A 24,065-nucleotide genomic window follows, 5' to 3' on the forward strand; every position below is an offset into this window, starting at 1 on the left:
TTGTAATCCCTGTCATAGCGGGTGTCAACTAAAAATTCGAATTAATAAATATAAAAAAATAACAGTTTAACAATATATTCATTTTTTTATTACATAATTATTAAAAGGATTATTGCAAACTTTAAAAAAAAACTCTAATATTAGATTATCTTTGTTTACCGAAAAGGTGATATTATGATAGTTGGAAATATAGTAAAAGAAGTGCTTGCATATAAGAAAGGACAAATTCAGCAAAAGCTAAGTAGTCCACAAGCATTCGTTAGTAGTCGTTTTCAAGAGAAGTTGCAGAGTGAACCTGCGAAGGAGACGAAGGCTACTACGCAGCCGGCAAACATAGAAGATATGAGTCAGCCGGTACAATCTACGAAAATAGAAGCGGTTGTTAATAAACCGGTAGAAACTATTAATAAAGTAGAGGAAGCGAGTAAGCCTGAAGAAAAGGCTGAAACGAAGAAAGCAGATGAAGTGCAAGTTGCGCAAAAAGAGTTTGAACGACGTTTTCCAGAAACGAAAAATGAGGCTGCTGATACGTGGGAATTAACGAAGAAGTATAATATTCAAAAAATACGTTCTTCCAATGAAGGGAAGTATGAGGATATTATTGATCGTGTAAGTCGTACATATGGAATTCCGAAAACGTTAATTCAAAAAATGATTGAAGTAGAGTCTAATTTTAATCCGAAAACGGTGTCACATGCCGGTGCGATGGGACTTATGCAGCTTATGCCAGCGAATGTGAAGGAGATGGGTGTGAAGAATCCCTTTTCACCAGCTGAAAGTATTGAAGGTGGCGTGAAAGAGTTAAGCGGTTATTTAAAGAAAAATAACGGCGACTTAGTATTGGCGCTTGCTTCTTATAATGCTGGTCCTGGTAATGTGAAAAAGTACGGAGGCGTACCGCCATTTAAAGAAACGCAAGGATATATTAAAAAAATATTAAATATCGACGTTTCAAAGTAAGAAGTTTCATATATAGAGAGAACATGAAATTTTCGTGAACATGATATGGGAGTTGGCTAGATTTGAAATTACAAGATGATATTCCGTTAACAATTTATTTTGAAATCGGAAATACGAAAAAGAAAATTGAAGATCTGCTTCATATTACGAAAGGTACATTGTATCGTCTTGAAAATTCAACGAAAAATACGGTGCGTCTTATGCTTGAGAATGAAGAGATTGGAACCGGAAAGATTTTGACGAAGAATGGGAAGATGTACGTTGAAATCGTTGAATTGAAAAGGTAGGGAAGGGGATTGTCATGAGTGGCGAAAAATTAAGCCAAGAGCAAATTGATGCCCTGCTGAAGGCGGTAAATGAAGGCGAGGAAATGCCAGCTTTCGCACAAGAAGCAGGAAAGCAAGAGAAATTTCAAGAGTATGATTTTAATAGACCAGAGAAGTTCGGTGTTGAGCATTTACGTAGTTTGCAAGCGATTGCTTCTACATTTGGAAAACAGACGTCACAGACGTTATCAGCGCGTATGCGTATTCCAATTGAATTAGAGCCTTCGACAGTTGAGCAAGTTCCATTTACGAGTGAGTATGTGGAGAAAATGCCGAAAGATTATTATTTATATTGCGTGATTGATCTCGGTTTACCAGAGCTTGGAGAAATTGTTATTGAGATTGATTTAGCATTCGTTATTTATATTCATGAATGTTGGCTTGGCGGAGATAGTAAGCGTAACTTTACGATGCGCAGACCGTTAACAGCATTTGAGTTTTTAACGCTTGATAATATATTCTTGCTTCTTTGTAAAAATTTAGAGCAATCATTTGAAAGTGTTGTTGCGATTGAACCGAAATTTGTAACGACGGAAACAGATCCGAATGCATTAAAGATTACGACAGCGAGTGATATCATTTCATTACTTAACGTAAATATGAAAACAGAGTTTTGGAATACGACGGTGCGTATCGGAATTCCATTCTTATCTGTTGAAGAAATTATGGATAAGTTAACGTCTGAAAATATTGTCGAACATTCTTCAGACAAGCGTAAAAAGTATACGTCTGAAGTGGAAATGAAAGTAAATCAAGTGTACAAACCTGTTCACGTTGCAATTGGTGAGCAGAAAATGACAATGAGTGAGATTGAACAAATTGAAGAAGGCGATATTATTCCGCTTCATACGAAAGTTTCGGATGAATTACTTGGTTATGTAGATGGAAAGCATAAATTTAATTGTTTTATTGGAAAAGATGGAACGCGTAAGGCGCTCCTATTTAAAAGTTTTGTAGAGTAGGAGGATCCATATGAAGCATGAAGTATCTCCCGTGTCATTAATGGGATTAGAAGATTTTGCAGGAAAGCGAAATGAAGCAGGTAAGGCACATATTGATACTGTTTCAGATATTTCGATTGAACTCGGTGTAAAGCTTGGAAAGTCATCTATTACACTTGGTGATGTAAAGCAGTTAAAAGTTGGCGATGTTCTGGAAGTAGAGAAAAACTTAGGACATAAAGTAGATGTGTATTTAAGTAATATGAAAGTCGGCATCGGTGAAGCAATCGTAATGGACGAGAAATTCGGTATTATCATTTCTGAAATTGAAGCTGATAAGAAACAAGCGGCGCTTATGAAAGCCCAAAGTCAAATGCAAGATAAAGAGTAGAGGAGGAGTCATATGTCGTATATGACGACCTTATTTCAAGTCGTTTTACTGTTTGGTGCGCTCGGTTACGGTGCATATTATATGACGAAAAAGACGCGCAAACAGCAGTTTTTTAAGCAGGGTGAAAATGGCCATATTCAAGTAAAAGACGGCGTGTATTTAAATCATCAAACGAGTGCCTTTTTATTTGAAGTGGACGGAAAGCAAGTGTTCACTGTTATTAGTAATAACGGTGTGCAGTCTGTGCAATTAACCGGAACAGGAAATCAGTTTCAACAAGCACTAGAAGACGCGGTGAAGACTGAAACGAAAAAAGTAGAGGATCCATCATGAGAATAAAGAAACAGTTATCATTATTAGCCGTTATTTTCGTATTTTCTATCGTTTTTTCAATTATTTTTGTAAATCCAGCGTATGCGGCCCCGAACGGTTTTATTAATTTCGAAAATGGAAAAGAGTTTACGAGTAATTCAAGTGTACAACTATTTGCGCTCGTTACCCTTTTATCATTATCTTCTTCTATCGTTCTATTATTTACACATTTTACTTATTTTATGATCGTTCTTGGGATTACACGTCAAGGACTTGGGGTAATGAATTTACCACCAAACCAAGTGCTTGTTGGACTTGCATTATTTTTATCACTCTTTACGATGCAGCCTGTACTCGGGCAACTGAAGAGTGATGTGTGGGATCCGATGACGAAAGAGAAAATAACAGTAAGTCAAGCTGCGGAAACGACAGCTCCTATTATGAAAGAATATATGTCAAAGCATACGTATAAGCATGATTTAAAAATGATGCTGAAAGTACGCGGAGAAGAGTTGCCAAAAGATTTGAAAGATCTTTCCTTATTTACACTCGTACCATCCTTTACGTTAACGCAAATTCAAAAGGGTTTACTAACAGGGATGTTCATTTATTTAGCGTTTGTATTTATAGATTTGATTATTAGTACACTTTTAATGTACCTCGGGATGATGATGGTACCGCCGATGATTTTAAGTTTACCGTTTAAAATACTCGTTTTCGTATATTTAGGTGGATATACAAAAATCGTCGACATTATGTTTAAAACGGTCGCCTGAAGCGTTTGATGCTATGTGATAGGAGTCATATAAATGAATACGTCACCAATTATAGATATTTTTCAAACCTTTTTTTATAAAGGGGTTATGATTTTAATGCCGGTTGCCGGCGTAAGTATGATTGTCGTTATTATCATCGCTGTCATTATGGCGATGATGCAAATTCAAGAGCAAACGCTGACGTTTTTACCGAAAATGGCGAGTATTGTCCTCGTTATTATCATTTTAGGTCCGTGGATGTTCCAAGAGTTAACGACACTTATTTTAGATTTATTTGATAAAATCCCATCGCTATTGCGTTCGTACTAAGATAGGTGAACTGAAATGAATATGGAATTATGGTCGGCAACGTTTTTTGCGTTTTGCCGCATTACTTCATTTTTATATTTTTTACCGTTTTTCTCAGGACGATCCATTCCAGCAATGGCGAAGGTTACAGTTGGACTTGCTCTTTCAATTACAGTGGCTGATCAAGTGGATGTCTCTCACATCAAGACAGTTTGGGACGTTGCAGCTTATGCAGGAACGCAAATTGTAATTGGATTATCACTTTCAAAAATTGTAGAAATGCTGTGGAACATTCCGAAAATGGCCGGGCATATTTTAGACTTTGATATCGGTTTATCACAAGCAAGTTTGTTTGATGTAAATGCGGGCTCACAGTCTACTTTACTATCAACCATTTTTGATATATTTTTTCTCATTATTTTTATTTCACTTGGCGGCATTAATTATTTCGTTGCCACGATTTTAAAGTCGTTTCAATATACAGAGGCGATTTCAAAATTGTTGACGACTAGTTTTTTAGATAGTCTACTCGCAACGCTATTATTTGCGATCACATCAGCGGTTGAAATTGCTCTTCCGCTTATGGGAAGTTTATTCATCATTAACTTTGTTCTAATTTTAATTGCAAAAAACGCTCCGCAATTAAACGTTTTTATGAATGCATACGTAATTAAAATTACATGTGGTATTTTGTTTATTGCGATGAGTGTACCGATGCTTGGTTATGTGTTTAAAAATATGACGGATGTATTACTTGAAGAATATACGAAACTATTTAACTTTTTCTTAACGAAGTAGGGGGACGCGCATGGCAAAGGATAATAAAACAGAAAAGGCCACCCCGCAGAAGCGTAAAAAATCGCGTGAAGAAGGGAATATTGCACGGAGTAAAGATTTAAATAATTTATTTTCCATTCTCGTATTAGCAGTTGTCGTTTATTTCTTCGGAGATTGGCTAGGGTTTGAGATTGCGAATTCCGTAGCGGTACTGTTTAATCAAATTGGAAAAAATACAGATTCAACCGAGTATTTTTATTTAATGGGGATTTTACTACTGAAAGTATCGGCTCCAATATTAATACTCGTATACGCTTTTCATTTATTCAATTATATGATTCAAGTCGGCTTTTTATTTTCTTCAAAAGTTATTAAGCCGAAAGCATCACGTATTAATCCGAAAAACTATTTCACGAGACTGTTTAGTCGTAAAAGTTTAGTAGATATTTTGAAATCACTGTTTTATATGGGATTAATCGGTTACGTCGCTTACGTTCTTTTTAAAAAGAATTTAGAGAAAATCGTGAGCATGATCGGATTTAACTGGACTGCGTCACTTACTGAAATTATTAGGCAAATTAAATTTATTTTCTTAGCAATTTTAATTATTTTAATCGTTCTTTCTATTATTGATTTCATTTATCAAAAATGGGAGTATGAACAAGATATTAAGATGAAAAAAGAAGAAGTGAAACAAGAGCATAAAGATAATGAAGGGGACCCGCAAGTTAAAGGGAAACGAAAAAACTTTATGCATGCAATCTTGCAAGGAACAATTGCGAAGAAGATGGATGGCGCAACGTTTATTGTAAACAACCCGACTCATATTTCGGTCGTACTTCGTTACAATAAACATGTTGATGCAGCACCAATTGTCGTTGCAAAAGGGGAAGATGAGCTCGCGTTATATATACGAACGCTTGCCCGTGAACAAGAAATACCAATGGTGGAAAACCGTCCGCTTGCTCGTTCTTTATATTATCAAGTCGAGGAAGATGAGACGATTCCAGAAGATTTATACGTAGCTGTAATTGAAGTTATGCGCTATTTAATTCAGACGAACGAACTTGAAGTATAATAGCGCGTTTGGAGGAGATCTCTTTGTTTAAGATAGAGTCTGCAAGAACCTATTTTTCTATCTTTTTAGCAGCGTCATTCGTAGTGGCGCTCTTAATTCCACTTCCACCATTTATACTTGATATCATTATCGTTTTTCTACTAAGTATGTCAGTGCTTATTTATATGCGAGCGACAAGTATTAACGAGTGGGATGAATTAAAGTCATTTCCAACGATGTTGTTATTAATCGGGATTTTCCGCGTATCGATTAACGTTTCGACGACGCGAGCGATTTTGACAGATGGAAATGCAGGTCATGTTATTGAAGAGTTCGGCCAGTTCGTAATTGGCGGAAACTTATTAATTGGTATCGTTATTTTTACAGTATTAATCATATTCCAGTTTATCGTTGCAAACGGTGCGTCTCGTACAGCTGAAGTTGCAGCTCGTTTTACACTTGATTCTTTACCAGGGAAACAAATGTCTATCGATGCTGATTTAAACCAGCGTATTATTTCAGAAAAAGATGCACAAGCAAAACGAAAAAAATTAAATATGGAAACAGAGTTTTACGGAGCGATGGATGGTGCCGGAAAGTTTATTAAAGGGGACGTTATTTTCGGGATCGTCATTTTATTCGTAAACATTATTTTTGGCTTAATTGTCGGCATGATGCAGCAAGGCATGAGCTTTGGTGAAGCGGCTCTTCATTACACGCAGCTAACTGTCGGTGACGGAATCGTAAACCAAATTGGATCGCTTATGCTTGCGATTTCAACTGGTATTATCGTAACTCGTGTATTTGACGGTTCACCGGATACAGTAACAGAAGGTATCTTTAAAGAGTTATTAGCGCATGAAGTCGTTGTATATGCGCTCGGTGGTTTATTTATCGCAATGGGTATTTTTACTCCGCTACCGTTTCTACCATTCGCACTCGTTGGCGGAACAATTATCTTCTTAGGTATTCGTAATAAAAATCGAATAAAGAAAGAAAAAGAAGACGAGCTTCAAAAAGAAATAGAAATGATTCAAGGCGAAGATGAGCAACTGCAACAAGTGGAAGATTCATTCGGAGTATTTACGGATAAATATCCAATTATAGTAGAACTCGGTTTAGATTTAGCAGCACTTGTAAAGCAAAAAATTAACGGGGAAACAGCGCGTGATAAAGTTGTTCTTATGAGGAAGTCAATAATTACTGACCTTGGTATTAACGTTCCTGGAATTAACTTTAAAGATAATACGAGCTTTAGACCACGCGGACGTTACATTATTCGAATTAAAGGTGCGAAGGCGGCTGAAGGTGTTTTAAAATCAGGTTATTTATTAGCACTGAAAACACCGAATGTAATGGCTGATTTAGATGCAGAGCCAGCGAAAGATCCAATTTTCGGTGAAGATGGATATTGGATTTTAGAGCATATGGTGCAAGATGCACAAATGAAAGGCTATCAAGTGTTAGAGCCACTTAGCATATTAATTACACATTTAGATGTTGTCGTTAGACGTAATCTTCATGAATTAATTCAGCGCCAACATGTAAAAGACTTAATTAACTCGCTTGAAAATGATAATGGCGTTCTATTAGAAGAGATTAAGAAAAAAGAAATTGATTTATCACTCGTTCAAAATGTTATTAAACAACTTCTAAAAGAAGGTATTTCTATTCGTGATTTACCAACAATTATTGAAGGTATTATTGACGGCAAAGAAATTTATCAAAACCACGTGGATGGTGTAACATCATTTGTTCGTGAATGTATTTCAAAAGTTATTTGTGAAAATGCGAAAAATCCAGACGGAAAAATATATGCAGCGCTCTTCTCTGATTCAATTGAGTTAGATGCGGATGTTGTGAATAATTCATATCAAGGTTACTTATTAAACTGGGATTTAGATTTAGAAACACGTGTCGTTGAGCAAGTGCAGCGCGTCTTTAAGCAAGCACGTTTAATGGGAAGAGAGCCAGTGTTATTAACACGTAGAAAAGATTTTAGATTTGCGATTGTAAGACTGCTAGAACGTTATCAAGTGGAAGCACAAGTACTTTGTATTAGCGAATTAGCACCAGAAATTGTTGTGGATCAAATTGCCTATATTGAATAGTAGGGGGTGAAGTAATGGAAAGTACAGAAAAGAAAGAAGCTTTAATGCGAATAAAAGCAGCTTCGAAAAATGAATTGTATCGAAAGTTATTTGACCAATATGGTACAGATTATTATTACGTTGTCGATGAAAGTGTAAAACGAAATATACCGTTTTTTTGGAAAAAGGATTATGAAATGTTAGTTGCTTTTCCAGAAGAAAAACAGGAAGAAGTGAATGAAGGTACAGCTCAATTTCATGAACAGTTAATGGATGTTGTGAATGATCCTTTAGAACAAATTGTGAAGGCGAATGGAATTCAATCAGTACTGCACAATTTAGAAAACGTAACGACTCCTATGTCATACGCGGCGATGCAAACAGGAAATAGTGAAGAATGGGCAAGAAAAAAAGAGAAACTATTAAAGCTGTTTGAAAAAGGAATCGTCGTTGTGAAACCGATGAAAGAAACGGAAGTAACGAAAAAGAAAAAAGTTGTGAAACAAGTCGTTCCACTAAAGAAAGAAGAAGTAGTTCCAAAGAAAGAAAATCAAGAATCTGTACCGTTTATTATTCAAAAAGTAATTCGGATGCTAGAACAAAACGATGTGGAACAATATTTCATTCATGCATATGCTGAAAAGTTAAAAATAAAGTTTGAAAATGCAACGATGATTACGGAAGAAGAAGTTATCAGGTACATATTGGAAGATATGAAATCTCATTTCAATACGGAAAACGTCTTTGAAAAAGAAGTACAAACAATTGCATTAATCGGTCCAACTGGTGTTGGTAAAACGACGACGCTTGCGAAAATGGCATGGCAATTTCACGGTAAGAACAAAACAGTTGGTTTTATAACGACAGATCATTCGCGCATAGGGACAGTGCAGCAATTGCAAGATAACGTAAAGACAATTGGATCTGAAGTAATTGCTGTACGTGATGAAGCTGCAATGATAAGAGCGCTTACGTATTTTAAAGAAGAAGCACGCGTCGATTATATTTTAATTGATACAGCAGGGAAAAATTATCGTACGTCAGAAACAGTGGAAGAAATGATTGAAACGATGGGACAAGTAGAACCAGATTATATTTGTTTAACGTTATCAGCTTCAATGAAAAGTAAAGATATGATTGAAATTATTACAAACTTTAAAGATATTCATATAGATGGTATTGTGTTTACGAAATTTGATGAAACAGCAAGTAGTGGCGAATTGTTGAAAATTCCAGCAGTATCATCAGCTCCTATTGTATTAATGACAGATGGCCAAGACATAAAGAAAAATATACATATCGCTACAGCTGAACATTTAGCAAAACAAATGTTACAAACATCGTAGAAAAGAGGTGAAGAATAAGGCGCTTGCCTTATTCAAACGAATATGAACGGTCTTTATATAGGTTCTATGGGCATGATGAATTACATGCAGCGCATTAATGTTCATTCGAATAACGTTGCAAATGCTCAAACGACAGGATTTAAAGCAGAAAATATGACGTCTAAAGTATTTGATGTACAAGACACATATCGCCGCGGAGATGGGGCGGTAACAAATATCGGTTCGGTCGATTACGCTGTAGTACCAGCTGCAACGCATGTGAATTTAGTACAAGGAAATATACAAATGACAAATAGCGCTACAGATTTCTTTTTAGATGACGGCGCGGCCGGTACAACATCATTTTTTGTTACTTCTAAAAATGATGAAACGTTTTTAACGAGAGATGGTAGTTTCACATTAAATAGTGATCGATATTTACAAACATCTTCAGGTGCTTTCGTAATGGGAGAGAATAATGAGCGTATTCGTATTCCAGAAGGAGCAAAGGTTGCTGTACAAGCAGACGGTACATTATATGATGAAGTAACACAAAATAATATTGCTCGTTTGCAAACAAAAACAGTAGATGCAGAAACGAATGCACGTCTCGTGCAACGTGAAAACAAAAGCTTTACACTAGCAGAAGGAAACATTGCTAATTTACCGAACGGAACAGGAATAGTAAAAAATCATATGCTAGAAAATTCAAATGTAGATATGACGAAAGAGATGGCAGATCTTATGACAGATCAAAAGATGATTCAAGCATCACAGCGCGTTATGACTTCATTTGATAAAATTTATGAAAAAGAAGCGAATGAAATATTGAGATAGTGGACTCCTAATAAAGGAGTCTTTTATTAATTTTAAATTTCAGAATTATCATTTGACTTTAAGGAGCTTCTTTTTTATATTAGTAGGTATAACTATAACTACTAAAGAGGTGAGAGTATGACAACGGCATTATATTTAGAAGATGCATACAAAACGAGTTGCGAAACAGAAGTGATAAAAGTAGAAGGGAATAAAGTATTTGTAAAGGAAACAGTTTTTTATCCAACTGGTGGAGGGCAAGAATGTGATACGGGTGTCATTGTACAAGATGGGTCTGTATTTGAAGTTGAAAAAGTAAAGAAGGAGCAAGGAGAAATAGTTCACTATATAAAAGATGAAGCTCAAGTAAAATTAGGTCCAGTTAAATTAGAGATAAATTGGGAAAGACGTCATAATTTAATGCGTCATCACTCTTTACTGCATCTTATCGGAGCTGTTGTTTATGAAAAGTATGGAGCTCTATGCACCGGAAATCAAATTTATCCTGATAAAGCACGTATCGATTTTAATGAGTTACAAGAGTTATCGAGCGTGGAAGTAGAAGAAATTGTTGAGGAAGTGAATAAACTTATTAAGCAAAATAAAGAAATTTCCACTCGTTATATGAGCCGCGAAGAAGCAGAAAATGCTGTAGGAATGATTAAAACAGCAATAAATCTCCTGCCAACTACTATCCAAGAAATCCGCATTGTTACAATTGAAAATTTAGACGAACAAGCTTGTGGAGGCACACATGTGAAAAATACGAGTGAAATAGGAACACTTGTTATTGATAAAGTAAAAAGTAAAGGGAAGCAAAATCGTCGTTTTGAAGTAAGGGCGATTTAGATTGTGAGGGGTTACCGATGGATGAAATTATAAAGGAGTTACAAAAGTTAGGATTTTCCCAGTATGAATGTAAAGCGTATATTGGATTGTTAAAACATTCCCCAGTAACAGGCTATGAAGTGAGTAAACAAACAGGAGTACCTCGTTCTATGATTTACGAGGTACTCGGTAAGTTAATGGATAAAGGAGCGGTGCACATTGTACCTTCTGAACCAGTGAAATATGTACCAGTACCAGCTACGGAATTAATGAATCGAATGCGAAAAGACTTTGAAAAGTCCTTTGAGTTTTTAGACCAGAAATTAAATCATTTAGAACAAGAAAGACAGATTGATGTAATTTCGCATATTCGCTCAAATGATCGTGTTTTAAAAGAGATATGCAATATAATTAATAGGGCAAAGGAGGAGTTATGGATTTCTGTATGGGAAGATCAAGTGCATGAAATTGAGCCATACATTCATCAAAAGGAAGAGGAAGGCGTGAATATATTCTCAATCTTATTTGGAGCTCCAGAAACAAAAATAGGAGCGACATTTCATCATAATTATATGACGCCCCACGTTGTTGAAAAGAGAATGGGTGGTCATTTAACTGTTATTGCTCGTGATGGAGAGGAAGTATTAATTGCGAACTTCTCAAATGATAGCACTTCATGGGCCGTTACAACGTATGACCCAGCGCTAGTTCTCGTTGCTACAGAGTATGTGCGGCACGATATTATGGTTGAAGAAATCACAAAGGAATTTGGAGCTGATAAGTTAGATACGTTATGGCGTGAAAATATAGATTTAGTTCATGTCGTAACAGGAAAACGAACTTTAGAAGGAATGGAGGATGATAGAGATGAGTAAAGCTCAGGCACATGTAGCTTTGCAGAGCGATGATACATTTCAGCAAGGAGTAAAAGATTGTTTACCAACTGTATTTGGTTATTTGAGCATCGGTATAGCAGCTGGTGTAATTGCAAAAACAGCAGGTTTTTCTATCATTGAAATTGCATTTATGTCCACTTTAATTTATGCAGGTTCTGCCCAATTTATATTAGCTGGTATGTATGCAGCCGGTGCTCCTGCTTCCGCAATTATTTTTACTGTATTTTTTGTTAATTTACGCCATTTATTAATGAGTGCTGCCCTCGCACCGCACTTTACGAAACTACCTCTATTAAAAAACGTCATTATCGGTTCTCAAATTACAGATGAAACTTTCGGCGTTGCAGTGCAGCATGCAGCGCAAAAAGGATATTTAGGCGAAAGATGGATGATTGGGCTTAACGTAACAGCGTATTTAAATTGGATACTTGCTACCATTATTGGCGGGCTATTTGGTGAGTGGATACCAGACCCGCATACATACGGGATGGATTATGCATTACCAGCGATGTTTATCGGATTATTTGTACTTCAGCTCATAAGTAGTAAACCAAAGCTAGCAATTCATTTAAGTGTTGCAATTGTAGCGATTATTATCGCATACGTTTCACACCTATTTATGCCAGATAGTATAGCGGTTATTATCGCAACCTTACTAGCTGCGACGATTGGAGTGGTGATTGAAAAATGGAAATGAGGTTAGATGTATTATTACTTTTACTAGCAGCAGGAGCTGTTACACTCGTGCCACGTATTTTACCTCTACTCGTATTTAGCAAACTACAAATTCCAGACTGGGGTTTAAAATGGTTAAATTACATACCAATTGCAATATTAGCAGCACTTTTAGCACAAGTATTATTTATGCATGAGACGGTGCAATGGGATTACCTGATCGCAGCAATTCCAACATTTCTTGTAGCGATATATACTCGTAGTTTATTAGGTACAGTATTAACGGGAGTGGTTGTGATTATTTTGTTACGTTTCTTTTTCTAAAAAGGATTACGCTCATATAATAGCGAAAAGTGTAATAACATGAAAAATATAGGGGTGGTGTTATGATACTTTTAACGATAGGAGCAATTTTGTTAACGTTGTTTATTTTCTTTATTATCGGTTTCGTTACGTTTATGATGTTTGTTGATAAGGCGACACCTCAAATATATTATACACCTTGTGAATCAGTGACAGTGAAAACTAAAGGTAAACAGAGAAGGAAGAAAAGTTGAAAGTTGGCTTTTCTTCCTTCTTCTATTACATCCCCAAAAGAACTAACAACAATAACCCAAATAAAAAACTAATAAAGGAAAGAAGAACGATACATATGGAAAATACACGATTATTTCTCCATTCGAGCCAGAAAGTTATAAAACCTAAAATACAAAGGAAAAACCAAATGGGTAGGAATAGGAACTCACTAATTTTCTCGGGAAGTAACGCATAAAAAGTTGATAAATATAAAATCCAATTTGTAAAAAATAAAATGCAAACGATAATAGATTGTAAGTAGGGCCGTTTGGAAAACTCCCCTTTTTTTACGGTTACGAAAATAATAGTTAGCACTGAGAAAAAGGCAATGAATATGAAAATAAATAAGAGTAATGTAAGTGTCATTTACATCTCCTTTATAAGAGTGTTTTTTACAAGAAATGAATCTATTAAATTGTATGCTTCTTTTGTAGAGTGCCCGTTATATTTTTCAGTGTACGGATTTAGAAATCCATGTTCACCGTGTAGTTGTTTTATTTCTAATAAAGGATTCTTTTGTTGCTGCAATGTGTGAATGAAAGAGGATACTGAAAAACTAGCTTCTTTTTCAGGGAATATAAGTAATGTAGAGCATGTAGGCTTTATGTGAACATAGTCGCGTATACGAGAACCGTAACATCCGATAATAAAATCTATTTTCGGATTGTTACTACATAGCCATGAGATGGTAGCTCCAACACTAAAGCCGATAAGTCCAATATGTGTGTAACGACTAGAAAGATGAGTAATGAATGTTTCAATTTGCTTTTTTCCATCTTCAAATCCAATATGATTCATAAAAAAATGATATGCTTTTTCTTCATCAATATAATGAAATGCAGGTTGCGATTGTAGCAGATTAGGACAGAATACATCTATATGAGATGAAGTAAAGTGCTGGGTAACGTGATGCATATGGTCGTTCACACCATATATTTCATGAACAATAACGAGAGCTAATTTTTCCTTCATAGTTATAAAGTACCTCTATGAAACTTAAATTCTTTCTCAACAAGACAAATACGCAGGTGGAAGTTTTCATACCATTGCTCACGACCTCTTTTTTTCGCTTCTTTATGTAAGGTGTTCTTTTTCCAATTTTCAATCGCATCAAGTGATTCCCAATAAGAAATTGTTATTCCGAGTCCAGAATTACCTCTTGCACTTTCTACACCTAAAAATCCAGGTTGTTGCTTTGCAAGTTTCTCCATTTCTTCGGCAACGGTATTATAGTCTGTTGTATCATTTGATAAATTAGAAGTGAATATAACTGCATAATAAGGCTTGTTTTTTTCTAAAGTAGATGCCATTATTTTTCCTCCTTAATGTATAGTACGAATAATTAATCCATAGTTTGTATTTTAGCAGGTCACAAAAAGAAAAGAAGTAGAAAATTCTTATTTTTTCAGCTCATGTAAAATAAAGGGTTGAAGAAATTTATAGTAAGTAATCTGAAAGAAGAAAAATGCCACTTCAAAAGAGAAGTGGCATTTCTTATATTTCCTCTAAGCTATTAACTGGAACAGTTAATTCGCGTTCTGGGTTTTTTACTTCATATATGCGGGCGGTTTCATTGCTTTCATCGACGTGTTGAATCATAACAGGCATGCCTTGAAAACTGACATTGGCTTGCTCTGCTGACACAGAAAGCTCTATTGCACGTTGTATATTCATTTATATTCCTCCCATCATTATTATCTTTGCTAAAAAAGAGGAATAATATACCATTTAGAGACATTCTTAAAGTTTTTGTATTATTTGTAATGTTTCTTTAATAAATGAAGTGAAGATGGAATCAGGATAGGACTGTACGATTTCATATGCTTCTGTTACTTCTTCAAGAGCTCTTTTTTTATCATTAAGTTTCACATAACAAAGAGCGCGATATGCCCCAGCTGTTGTAAGTCGTGCGTGATCAAGTGGATGGTTTATATAATCTGGTATGATAGCGCGTTGCAATGTTTTTAAAGCTTCTTCGTATTGTTTTAAACCATACAAAGCTTTTCCTTTTTCAAGATAATATGATCCATCATCTTGAAAAATTGGCTCATCTTTTAATTTTTCTCGAAATTGTTCTAAATGTTCTAATGCAACTGTATATTCATTAGCAATTGTGTTGTAGTAGAAAGCTTTTAAAAGATCAATAACCGCCGCAGAGAAATTATCTTCTGTAAAAATGGCGAATTGCTCTGATTTTTTTATGTAATGTAAATATTGTTCTTTATCAGCCGTGATTACTTTTTGATAAGATAAAATACGATAAAATTCATCTGTTTTATAATACACTTGATGCTTTTTTGAAAATGCAAGTGCATCTAAAATGACACTTTCACATTGTTCGTAATCACCACATGCAAGAAAAATAATTGCTTCATATAAATATAATTCGATATGTATAATGAGATCCATTTCTAAATGTTTCTCTTCATAGTCATTTCGGATACTAGCTATAAGTTGTAAACATTCAGCATATTTTTTACGTGTGAATATCGTAAAGGATAATTTTAATTTTGTTTCCGTACTATCCCGGTATAACGTATATTTCTCAAAAATAGAAGTAGCCTTTTCAACGTAATATTCAATATTGTAATCTTTCATTTTAGCCGCAGCTGTTACAAACTGTTTATATAAACGAGCAGTATTCAAAGTGGGAGGTAGCTCTTTTTGAACGATCGGTAGTAAAACCTCATATACTTCATCGTACTTGTTTGCTTTTATTAGTTTCTCCGTTTGTTGAATGAGTTCTACAATTTCTACATCATCATCTTCTAATAAAAAACTTGTTTCACATTCAAGTTTGTCAGCGATATATTGTAGTGTTTTCATAGAAGGTGTAGCTTTTCCATTTTCAATTTGACTTAGCATACTTTTTGTGAGTTCTGAACCTGCTAGATCAGTTTGAGTAAGCTTTTTTTCTTTTCGTAACGTTTTAATTTTTTCACCGAGAGTAGCCATATAATTGCTCCTTTATAGTTAGAAAGTTAAATGTCATTAAACTTTTTGTTGTAAAAATTGGAAAGTTAATTATATAATAAGTTTAACACAATTTAACTTTTAAGGGGAGAGTGTCAAAAATGGGGGATATAAGTATAGGACAACATGATTCAAGAATGAAGATTGCAACGAGAAATATTATTTTAATGATGATTGGGAAAATGACGTCTTTGCTAGGAGCCGGTATTTATACGTTTGCAATGGGATTATACGTATTAAAGACTACGGGTTCAGGAATGGGGTTTGCAACTACGCTTATTTGCGGATCGATTCCAAGGCTAATCTGTGGACCGATTGCTGGTGCTGTAGCTGACCGCGTCAATCGAAAATGGCTTGTTATTGGCACTGATTTATTAAGTAGCTTAACGATGCTTATTATGTTTATTCTTGCTACTATATTTGGACCGTCACTTCTTTTTATTTATATTTCAGCAGCATTATTATCAATTTGTGCCAGTTTTTATTCTGTAGCATTAACTTCGTCTATTCCAAGTTTAGTAGATGAGGGGCGTATTCAAAAAGCGAGTGCTTTGAACCAGACGGCAGCTTCTTTATCAAATATTTTAGGGCCGATTATTGGCGGAGTTGTATTTGGTTTCTTTTCAATTCAGACGTTCTTTTTGTTAAATAGCATTACATTCTTTTTAGCGGTTGTTGTGCAATTATTTATCGTATTTGATTTATACAAAAAAGAAATGGCTGAAAGTAAAGAGCATTTCTTGACGAGTATAAAAGAAGGGTTTTCATATGTAAAAAGACAGCATGAAATATATGGTTTAATGAAAATTGCAGTAGGGGTAAACTTTTTTGCGAGTGCACTTTTCGTTTCACTTCCATATATTATTGTTCAAAATTTGCATCTATCTTCGAAGCAACTCGGTGTTGTAGAGGGAATGTTAGCAGTTGGGATGTTAATTGGTGCAATTGCGTTATCAGTACGTAAAGAAGTGAATAATCCGTTTCGTTCTGTTTATATTGGGTTGCTTTTATTTGCGGGCTTGAGTTTATGTACAGTGTTTCCATTAGTAGTCACCATCCCGAAAGTAGCAAGTTTTATTTACTATATCGCTTTTATGATGTTAACTGGTATATCAATGATGGTTGTAAATATCCCGATGCAAGTACATTTGCAAAAGACGACAGATCCAAGTTATTTAGGACGCGTTTTCGGCTTACTTGAAACAATTTCTACTGCAATCGCACCGCTCGGTATGATTGTGTACGGATTATTATTAGATATGTTGCCAACTAGCATTGTTATGATGACATTAGGCGGAGGTTTATTGTTAGTTGTATTAGTAGGAATAAAGAAGCATGTAATGAAAAAGCAAGTGGATGTGTCTGTCTAAAAGGCAATTTGACTTAATAAAATAAAAATGACCGAATTAGTATTTTAGTTTTTGAAACTCTTTTTCATGTATGTTACAGTATAGTGAGCAGGCAAAGAAAAGGAGACAACAGCATGAAAAAATTAAGTTTTGTTATGCTTTTTCTATTAGTCGTAATGGCTGGATGTAGCAATTATGACACATATATTGAAACAGGTATGCAATCATTGAAAGATGAAAAGTATAGTGATGCAACAATGTGGTTCGAAAAAGCAGAAAAAGAGAAATCAGGAAACGAAGCGAAATCATATAAAGAAGTTGCTGAGAAAATGGATCACGGAGCAACAGCATTAAAAGACGGTAAGTATTTAGAAGCGAAAGACATTGCAAATGAAGTGTTACAAAAGAAAAAAGATGATGAACTTGAAAAAGCTGTAACATCAAATGCAGAGAATATGCTTCAAAAAGCAAAAGATGTGGAAGAGAAAGTAAATGAAAGAGTGGCAAAGCGTAGAAAGGTAGAAGAAGAAGGAATCGATAAACTTATTAAAGCTGTCGATAGTATAGATGAAGTGAAAGAAAAAGAGAAGAAAGTATCAGAAGCATTAGATAAGGCTGAAGAGGCGCAAGCAAAAATTGAGGCAAAGAAAAATAAATAGATTTATAGTTTAAAAGGCTGTCGTGCATAACGACAGCCTTTTAATTTTTTGTTGTAAATGAAGTGATGCTTTGTAGTAAAAAAGAAATGATTTTAGAATTCCATCTGTCCTCATGATGAATCGTATAAATATTACGCTGAAATTCAAATTCAGGGATTGGTATATAGCATAGCTCATTTCGTTGTATTTCTTGCTCGATAGCAAGTTTAGAAATAAAGGCAATTCCATTACCATATTTTAAAATTTGTTTCATCGTTTCTAATGAGTCTAATTCAATTTCAGATTGGAATGTAATGTTGTGCGCCAACGTCCATTGTGTAAGTAAATCTCTCGTTGTAGATGGATTACGATGCAATAGTATGCGTTCCTTTTCGATATTTTGTAACGATACATTGTCTTTCTTTGAAAAATGATGTTCTTTGGAAAAGGCAAGAACAAGTGTATCGGGCATTATATTCGTTTGTTTTAAAAGTGGTTCATCAAATGGAGCAGCGGAAATTATCCCAAGATCGATTTCGTGATTTTGTAGCATCATTCGAATTTCAGGGGCTGTTTTCACTAGTAGCGTTATTTTTATATTGGGAAATTCGCATTGAAATTGATGAACGACTTCTGGCAAAAGATAAGTCGCTGGTACATAACTAGCGCCGATTGTTATAGCACCTTTATGAAAATCTTTAAACTCTTGCGTGACACGTCTAGCTTCTTTCATAAGCGCATCTATTTTACAAGCATAATGGTGCAAAGCCTCACCAGCCTCTGTTAAGAAATACCTTCCAGAACGTAATTCAAATAAAGACACACCGAGTTCTTCTTCTAAGCTTTTTATATGAAATGTAATAGTTGGTTGTTTAACGCCAAGTTTTTCTGCAACGATTGTAAGCTTTTTGTATTTCTTAATAAGTACTACAATTTCTAATTTTAAGAGATTCATTATGAATTGCCGCCTTTTTTATTTTAACTATAGAAAAAATCTATAGAAATAAATAGTTTATTAGAAGTTTTTTAATTTAATCTTTACAGTACATTAACATTGAGTATAAATCTTCCATATAGAATGAAAGCAGGTTAAGAATGAGGGGAGAGAGGTGAAGCAATGGATATTACAATTAGTGGATTAGAAAAGACATTTGGAAAAATACAGGCGTTAAAGCCGTTGCAGATTGTAATGAAACAAGGGGAATTCACTACACTTTTAGGACCTTCGGGGTGTGGGAAAACGACTTTGCTTAGAATGATAGCAGGACTTGAAGAACCGGATAAAGGAGAAATATATTTTGGAGACCAGTGCATGTATTCTGCTACAAAAAAGATAAAGACATCTCCTCATGAACGGAATATCGGTATGGTATTTCAAGATTTTGCTTTATGGCCGCACATGACTGTTTTTGAAAATGTTGCATTTGGTTTAAGAGCTACAAAGCAAACGAATCATTTACGAGAAAAAGTAGAAGATGCGATAAAGCGAGTTCGCCTGCAAGGTATGGAGAAACGGTATCCACACGAACTTTCTGGTGGACAGCAACAACGTGTCGCATTCGCTAGAGCAATTGTAACAAAACCTCACTTTATTTTGTTTGATGAACCGCTAAGTGCACTCGATGCAATTTTGCGAGAAGAAATGAGAATAGAGCTTATGGATATCGTTCATTCCATTGGTTTAACTGCACTGTATGTCACTCACGATCAAATAGAAGCAATGTCAATGTCAGACCAAATTATTGTCATGAAACAAGGAGAAGTATTACAAAAAGGAACACCGGAAGATATTTATGTGAAACCGTCTCATGAATTTGTTGCCAAATTTGTTGGTAAGGCGAATTGGCTTGTAGAGGGTGAAAAAATGATTCGTCCAGAGCATGTGAGTTGGATAAAAAATGATGTGTGCGAAATGTATACAGGTGAAATTCAGCACGTTACATATGTAGGAGAACGTTATGAAGTGAAAGTAAATATGGGGACTTTAGGCATCTGGACAGCCTATCACAATAGTAAGCTAAGCATCGGTAAACCAGTATCGTTATATGTGCCAAAAAAATGTATTCATCATATAGGGGGAGAATCGTATGAAGAAATTCAGTTCGCTTAAGTCTTTATTTGTATGTACTTTATTATTTTCGGCTGTAGTAACAGGGTGTAGTTCAAAGACAGGTAATGCAGATGCAAAAAGTAAAAATACGAATGAAAAGAAAATTGTTGTATATAGTGCAGGGCCAAAAGGGTTAGCAGAAAAAATTCAAAAAGACTTTGAAAAGAAAACTGGTATAAAGGTGGAAATGTTTCAAGGGACAACTGGTAAAATTTTAGCGAGAATGGAAGCTGAAAAGAAAAATCCAGTCGTTGATGTAGTCGTACTTGCATCATTACCAGCGATGGAAGGATTAAAGAAAGAGGGTCAAACGTTAGCTTATAAAGAAGCGAAACAAGCTGATAAGCTGCGTTCTGAATGGTCAGATGATAAAGGACATTATTTCGGGTATAGTGCTTCAGCATTAGGGATTGTGTACAATACAAAAAATGTGAAGACAGCGCCTGAAGATTGGAGCGATATAACGAAAGGAGAATGGAAAGGGAAAGTGAATCTTCCAGATCCAGCACTTTCAGGTTCAGCTTTAGACTTTGTAACAGGATACGTGAAAAAGAATGGACAAGATGGATGGAATTTATTTGAGCAGCTTAAGAAAAATGAAGTTACAGTAGCAGGAGCAAACCAGGAAGCGTTAGACCCAGTTGTAACAGGTGCGAAAGATATGGTCATTGCGGGTGTTGATTATATGACGTATAGCGCAAAAGCAAAGGGTGAACCTGTTGATATCGTATATCCAAAGAGTGGAACAGTTATTAGTCCGCGTGCAGCGGGGATTATGAAGGATAGTAAAAATGTTGAAGGTGCAAAAGAGTTTATTAATTATTTATTATCCGATGATGTACAAAAACAAGTTTCTAAAGCGTATTTATTGCCTGGTAGAACAGATATAAAAGCTGAAAATAGACCAAATGTAGAAGAGATTCCAGTATTAAATATTGATTGGAAAACAGTTGAGAAAGAGCAAGATGAAATAGGAAAACAATTTAAGAAAGTATTTCAATAAGATGGTGATTCCATGGTAAATCGATTCGTATCAGTAAGACAAGTTGGAATGACGGTAGCGTTATTACTTGTGGCGATGTTAATCGTCATTCCACTTTTTCTTATTTTATTTTCTAGTGTATATGAAAATAGCAGTTGGAATTTTTTAAAGCCTTTTGAAGTAATGCAGAGTGGTGGATTAGCGGGAACTTTTCTAAATTCGATGCTTCTAGGTGTACTCGTTGTAATAGGAGCTACAATATTTGCATTTCCATTAGCGTTTATTATGAGCAAAACAGATGTAGGAAAGTATAGTAAGTTAGATATTGTTTTTATGATTCCATTTATGACACCGCCGTATATTGGATCGATGGGCTGGATTTTGTTCATGCAACCTAACGGCTATTTTGAACAATTTTTCCCGATGCTAAAGACAGTTTCATCATCGTTTTTTAGTTTAGGAGGTATGGTATTAATTATGAGTCTGCATTTATTCCCATTCCTTTATTTCATGCTGAAAAACACGTTACTTCAGATTGGGAGTAGTAAAGAAGAAGCTGCAGCAGTTCATGGCGGAAGTTTTTTCTATCGTTTAAGAAAAATAATATTGCCGTTATTAGTATCAAGTTATGTAATGGGTGCTTTACTCATTTTCGTAAAGACGATTGCTGAATTTGGAACACCGGCTACATTCGGACGTAGAATAGGATTCCACGTGTTAACATCAGAAATCCATAAATTTATTTCGAGTTGGCCAATTGATTTTAGTAGTGCAACAGCATTATCTTCTTTATTACTTAGTGCTTGTATGCTTATTTGGTATATGCAAAATGTATTGAATCGAAAGTATTCATATGCAATAGTTAGTGGAAAAGGTGTGAAATCTAAAAGATATACTTTGTCTATATTTACGCGCGTTGTAGCATGGATGTATGTAATTGGTTTATTAATCGTATCAATTGGAATTCCATACTTTTCTATACTTATTGCTTCTTTGTCAAAATTAAGAGGCGGCGGTTTACATGTAAATAACTTTACAACAAGCCATTATGAGGCATTGTTTACAATGGGATCTCCGGGATTAGAGGCTTTATGGAATAGTTTTCTTTTTTCACTCGTAACAGCGATTATAGCGGTAATGATTGGAGTCTTTTGGGCACTTATGATTCGAAAGGGGAAAAAAACCTCTGAAAAATGGCTTGATATGTGCGGTATGTTACCGAATATGGTACCAGGAATCGTTATGGTTATAGGTCTTATTCTATTTTGGAATTCACCATATATGCCTATGTCAATTTACAATACACCAGTCATGGTTATCGTAACGTATGTTGTGCTGTTTTTACCTTACACGGTGCAATATGTAAAATCATCACTCGGACAAATTGATGATTCTCTCATGCAGGCAGGAAGTATTTTTTCTGGAAATTATATTTATATTTTCAGAAAAATAATATTGCCTCTTATTATCCCAGGCATTCTTGCTGGATGGGCGATGACATTTACAATTTCGATAAGAGAGTTAGTAGCATCGCTTCTCGTATTACCTCCATCAGTAGAAACGTCAGCAACGTTTATTTTTGCTCAATTTGAACAGGGTGAAGTATCTATAGGCATGGCGATGGCCGTTGTTTCTGTTGGACTTACAACAATATGCTTATTACTGCTACAACATATGGAGCAAAAACGAAAAGGGGTAGCATGATGAGAGTGGAAGTATGGGGAGGAGCAGGAGAATACGGTCGCTCCTGCTATTTTGTAAAAAATAAAGAGACGAAAATAGTATTTGATTGTGGTATTAATCGATCTTATGAGGATAGTTATCCAAAAATAGAGAGAGAAGCTGTTCCATTTTTAGATGCGGTATTTTTATCACATATTCATGAAGATCATACGATGGGTTTACCTTTATTAGCGAAGTATGGCTATAAGAAAAAAATTTGGACGACTCGTTATACGAAGGAGCAACTGCCGTTATATTATGAAAAATGGAGAAACTATAATGTGCTGCAAGGGTGGAATTTACCTTATAGCGACCAACATATAAAAGATTTAAATTATGTATGTATTGATGAGATTAGCAATCCAAATAAATGGGTACAAATTACTCCTACATTGCGGTTTCAATGGGGATATAGTGGCCATGTATTGGGAGCTGTTTGGTTTTTAGTTGATATGTGTAATACATACGTATTTTATTCAGGTGACTATTCAGCAGAGTCTAATATACTACGAGCTAATTTACCTGAGAAATTAGGCCACAATATAAAAATCGCAATTGTGGATGCCGCTTATCACACAGATGATGTTTCGCAAAATGAACGTGTAAACGAACTATGTGCAGAAATTGAACGAGTTATGCAAAATAAAGGAATAGCATTATTACCGCTTCCACAACTTGGTAGGGCGCAAGATATAGTATTGTATTTATATGAACGATATAAAGAATTTCCGCTTATAGTAGATAAAGAAATTTTGGCTGGATTTGAAGAGATGTTCGTATATAAAGATTGGATAAAAAATAATGAAGAATTTAAATGGATTATGGAGAGTTTAAAAAGAAACATAATAGTGATGGATAATGACATTAGTATGCAAAATAGTTACGGAATAGTTGTAATGAGTGATGCGAATATGCAAACGAAACGAGCGCAGTTATATTATGAACAACTTCGGAATGAAAAGCGAAATGCCGTTATTTTTACTGGGCATATTGCGAAAGGGAGTTTTGCAGAAAAAGTTATGAAAGAGCATGTAGGTAAAGAATGTAGGGTGAAGCGAGTTCCATATAAAGTTCACCAAAGTATAAGAGACGTTAAAGAGATGTTAAATACATTATTACCAGAACATACGGTGCTAGTGCACGCTTTGAAAGAGGATACGGATCGATTACAACAAAAGCTAAGTACAGCAGGATATGAAAATGTATATTCACTTGCAATGGAACGTATAGAAGTCATTTAAAATGCAAAGGGGATAG

At 35.1% G+C, this 24,065-nt stretch carries 29 protein-coding genes; 23 read left to right on the forward strand and 6 right to left on the reverse strand.

Annotated features, from left to right (window positions below; translation table 11 throughout):
• Positions 1 to 174: 174 nt before the first annotated feature.
• The 17 genes from DN401_RS02550 to DN401_RS02630 all read left to right on the forward strand — a co-directional run bounded on the left by DN401_RS02550 (position 175) and on the right by DN401_RS02630 (position 13,015).
• Positions 175 to 960, forward strand: coding sequence for a lytic transglycosylase domain-containing protein (locus tag DN401_RS02550; RefSeq protein ID WP_149287496.1), 786 nt, complete (start codon positions 175 to 177; stop codon positions 958 to 960).
• Positions 961 to 1,022: 62 nt separating this feature from the next.
• The gene (locus tag DN401_RS02555) at positions 1,023 to 1,247 is read left to right on the forward strand and encodes a flagellar motor switch protein FliN (RefSeq protein ID WP_000775712.1); all 225 of its coding nucleotides are present in this window, start codon (positions 1,023 to 1,025) and stop codon (positions 1,245 to 1,247) included.
• 14 nt (positions 1,248 to 1,261) lie between these two features.
• The gene (gene fliM / locus DN401_RS02560) at positions 1,262 to 2,248 is read left to right on the forward strand and encodes a flagellar motor switch protein FliM (protein WP_016117526.1); all 987 of its coding nucleotides are present in this window, start codon (positions 1,262 to 1,264) and stop codon (positions 2,246 to 2,248) included.
• A 10-nt stretch (positions 2,249 to 2,258) separates the two neighbouring features.
• On the forward strand, positions 2,259 to 2,618 hold the full coding sequence (fliN, locus tag DN401_RS02565) for a flagellar motor switch protein FliN (RefSeq protein ID WP_000680010.1): 360 nt from the start codon (positions 2,259 to 2,261) through the stop codon (positions 2,616 to 2,618).
• 12 nt (positions 2,619 to 2,630) lie between these two features.
• On the forward strand, positions 2,631 to 2,951 hold the full coding sequence (locus tag DN401_RS02570; RefSeq protein ID WP_000121178.1) for a hypothetical protein: 321 nt from the start codon (positions 2,631 to 2,633) through the stop codon (positions 2,949 to 2,951).
• Positions 2,948 to 3,706 (forward strand): flagellar type III secretion system pore protein FliP, encoded by a 759-nt coding sequence (locus tag DN401_RS02575; protein WP_001220582.1) that lies wholly within the window; start codon positions 2,948 to 2,950, stop codon positions 3,704 to 3,706. The genes DN401_RS02570 and DN401_RS02575 overlap by 4 nt, the downstream gene beginning before the upstream one ends.
• Before the next feature lie 33 nt (positions 3,707 to 3,739).
• On the forward strand, positions 3,740 to 4,015 hold the full coding sequence (locus DN401_RS02580; protein ID WP_001098085.1) for a flagellar biosynthetic protein FliQ: 276 nt from the start codon (positions 3,740 to 3,742) through the stop codon (positions 4,013 to 4,015).
• Positions 4,016 to 4,030: 15 nt separating this feature from the next.
• Positions 4,031 to 4,792: a flagellar biosynthetic protein FliR gene (locus DN401_RS02585; protein WP_149287497.1), complete on the forward strand. Its 762-nt coding sequence runs from the start codon at positions 4,031 to 4,033 to the stop codon at positions 4,790 to 4,792.
• A 10-nt stretch (positions 4,793 to 4,802) separates the two neighbouring features.
• A complete protein-coding gene (flhB, locus tag DN401_RS02590) occupies positions 4,803 to 5,849 on the forward strand; it encodes a flagellar type III secretion system protein FlhB (protein WP_001030096.1) in 1,047 nt (348 codons plus the stop codon).
• Positions 5,850 to 5,872: 23 nt separating this feature from the next.
• Positions 5,873 to 7,939: a flagellar biosynthesis protein FlhA gene (flhA, locus tag DN401_RS02595; RefSeq protein WP_000472589.1), complete on the forward strand. Its 2,067-nt coding sequence runs from the start codon at positions 5,873 to 5,875 to the stop codon at positions 7,937 to 7,939.
• A gap of 14 nt (positions 7,940 to 7,953) precedes the next feature.
• Positions 7,954 to 9,264, forward strand: a complete 1,311-nt coding sequence (gene flhF / locus DN401_RS02600; RefSeq protein ID WP_149287498.1) for a flagellar biosynthesis GTPase FlhF — start codon at positions 7,954 to 7,956, stop codon at positions 9,262 to 9,264.
• A gap of 42 nt (positions 9,265 to 9,306) precedes the next feature.
• Entirely contained in the window at positions 9,307 to 10,080 is a 774-nt protein-coding gene (locus DN401_RS02605) for a flagellar basal-body rod protein FlgG (RefSeq protein WP_001013934.1), read from the forward strand.
• A 117-nt stretch (positions 10,081 to 10,197) separates the two neighbouring features.
• Positions 10,198 to 10,908: an alanyl-tRNA editing protein gene (locus DN401_RS02610; RefSeq protein WP_000205380.1), complete on the forward strand. Its 711-nt coding sequence runs from the start codon at positions 10,198 to 10,200 to the stop codon at positions 10,906 to 10,908.
• Positions 10,909 to 10,925: 17 nt separating this feature from the next.
• Positions 10,926 to 11,762, forward strand: coding sequence for a TrmB family transcriptional regulator (locus DN401_RS02615; protein WP_075677448.1), 837 nt, complete (start codon positions 10,926 to 10,928; stop codon positions 11,760 to 11,762).
• Positions 11,755 to 12,480, forward strand: a complete 726-nt coding sequence (locus DN401_RS02620; protein ID WP_149287499.1) for an AzlC family ABC transporter permease — start codon at positions 11,755 to 11,757, stop codon at positions 12,478 to 12,480. Before DN401_RS02615 ends, DN401_RS02620 begins: the two co-directional genes overlap by 8 nt.
• Positions 12,471 to 12,782: an AzlD domain-containing protein gene (locus DN401_RS02625; RefSeq protein WP_000425946.1), complete on the forward strand. Its 312-nt coding sequence runs from the start codon at positions 12,471 to 12,473 to the stop codon at positions 12,780 to 12,782. The genes DN401_RS02620 and DN401_RS02625 overlap by 10 nt, the downstream gene beginning before the upstream one ends.
• Before the next feature lie 62 nt (positions 12,783 to 12,844).
• Positions 12,845 to 13,015 carry a DUF3951 domain-containing protein gene (locus DN401_RS02630; RefSeq protein WP_086384950.1) on the forward strand — a complete coding sequence of 57 codons (171 nt, stop codon included), beginning with the start codon at positions 12,845 to 12,847 and terminating at the stop codon, positions 13,013 to 13,015.
• A gap of 25 nt (positions 13,016 to 13,040) precedes the next feature.
• On the opposite strand, the gene DN401_RS02635 is transcribed toward DN401_RS02630, so the two are convergent.
• The 5 genes from DN401_RS02635 to DN401_RS02655 all read right to left on the reverse strand — a co-directional run bounded on the left by DN401_RS02635 (position 13,041) and on the right by DN401_RS02655 (position 15,989).
• The gene (locus tag DN401_RS02635; protein WP_149287500.1) at positions 13,041 to 13,400 is read right to left on the reverse strand and encodes a hypothetical protein; all 360 of its coding nucleotides are present in this window, start codon (positions 13,398 to 13,400) and stop codon (positions 13,041 to 13,043) included.
• Positions 13,401 to 14,006 (reverse strand): dienelactone hydrolase family protein, encoded by a 606-nt coding sequence (locus DN401_RS02640; RefSeq protein ID WP_025687748.1) that lies wholly within the window; start codon positions 14,004 to 14,006, stop codon positions 13,401 to 13,403.
• A gap of 2 nt (positions 14,007 to 14,008) precedes the next feature.
• On the reverse strand, positions 14,009 to 14,344 hold the full coding sequence (locus DN401_RS02645) for an antibiotic biosynthesis monooxygenase family protein (RefSeq protein ID WP_000168851.1): 336 nt from the start codon (positions 14,342 to 14,344) through the stop codon (positions 14,009 to 14,011).
• A gap of 184 nt (positions 14,345 to 14,528) precedes the next feature.
• The gene (locus tag DN401_RS02650; RefSeq protein ID WP_001025733.1) at positions 14,529 to 14,708 is read right to left on the reverse strand and encodes an H-type small acid-soluble spore protein; all 180 of its coding nucleotides are present in this window, start codon (positions 14,706 to 14,708) and stop codon (positions 14,529 to 14,531) included.
• Between the two features lie 66 nt (positions 14,709 to 14,774).
• The gene (locus DN401_RS02655; protein ID WP_000212380.1) at positions 14,775 to 15,989 is read right to left on the reverse strand and encodes a transcriptional regulator; all 1,215 of its coding nucleotides are present in this window, start codon (positions 15,987 to 15,989) and stop codon (positions 14,775 to 14,777) included.
• Positions 15,990 to 16,108: 119 nt separating this feature from the next.
• On the opposite strand from DN401_RS02655, the gene DN401_RS02660 reads away from it, so the two are divergent.
• Positions 16,109 to 17,377, forward strand: a complete 1,269-nt coding sequence (locus DN401_RS02660) for an MFS transporter (RefSeq protein ID WP_000502478.1) — start codon at positions 16,109 to 16,111, stop codon at positions 17,375 to 17,377.
• A 113-nt stretch (positions 17,378 to 17,490) separates the two neighbouring features.
• Positions 17,491 to 18,015: a COG3014 family protein gene (locus DN401_RS02665; RefSeq protein ID WP_000736438.1), complete on the forward strand. Its 525-nt coding sequence runs from the start codon at positions 17,491 to 17,493 to the stop codon at positions 18,013 to 18,015.
• Between the two features lie 40 nt (positions 18,016 to 18,055).
• Here the strand turns inward: DN401_RS02665 and DN401_RS02670 are convergent, their stop codons facing one another.
• Positions 18,056 to 18,949, reverse strand: a complete 894-nt coding sequence (locus tag DN401_RS02670; protein WP_001050612.1) for a LysR family transcriptional regulator — start codon at positions 18,947 to 18,949, stop codon at positions 18,056 to 18,058.
• Positions 18,950 to 19,111: 162 nt separating this feature from the next.
• Between DN401_RS02670 and DN401_RS02675 the strand changes: the two genes are divergently transcribed.
• From DN401_RS02675 to DN401_RS02690, 4 genes are read left to right on the forward strand one after another with little or no spacing between them, the layout of a single operon-like run.
• Positions 19,112 to 20,104 (forward strand): ABC transporter ATP-binding protein, encoded by a 993-nt coding sequence (locus DN401_RS02675; protein ID WP_000355538.1) that lies wholly within the window; start codon positions 19,112 to 19,114, stop codon positions 20,102 to 20,104.
• Positions 20,082 to 21,107 (forward strand): ABC transporter substrate-binding protein, encoded by a 1,026-nt coding sequence (locus tag DN401_RS02680; protein ID WP_000714685.1) that lies wholly within the window; start codon positions 20,082 to 20,084, stop codon positions 21,105 to 21,107. Before DN401_RS02675 ends, DN401_RS02680 begins: the two co-directional genes overlap by 23 nt.
• Positions 21,108 to 21,119: 12 nt before the next feature.
• Entirely contained in the window at positions 21,120 to 22,790 is a 1,671-nt protein-coding gene (locus DN401_RS02685; RefSeq protein WP_149287501.1) for an ABC transporter permease, read from the forward strand.
• The gene (locus DN401_RS02690; RefSeq protein ID WP_033685076.1) at positions 22,787 to 24,049 is read left to right on the forward strand and encodes an MBL fold metallo-hydrolase; all 1,263 of its coding nucleotides are present in this window, start codon (positions 22,787 to 22,789) and stop codon (positions 24,047 to 24,049) included. The genes DN401_RS02685 and DN401_RS02690 overlap by 4 nt, the downstream gene beginning before the upstream one ends.
• Positions 24,050 to 24,065 lie beyond the last annotated feature (16 nt).

Origin of the sequence: Bacillus sp. BF2-3 (assembly GCF_008368795.1) — a bacterium.
GTDB classification, from domain to species: domain Bacteria; phylum Bacillota; class Bacilli; order Bacillales; family Bacillaceae_G; genus Bacillus_A; species Bacillus_A cereus.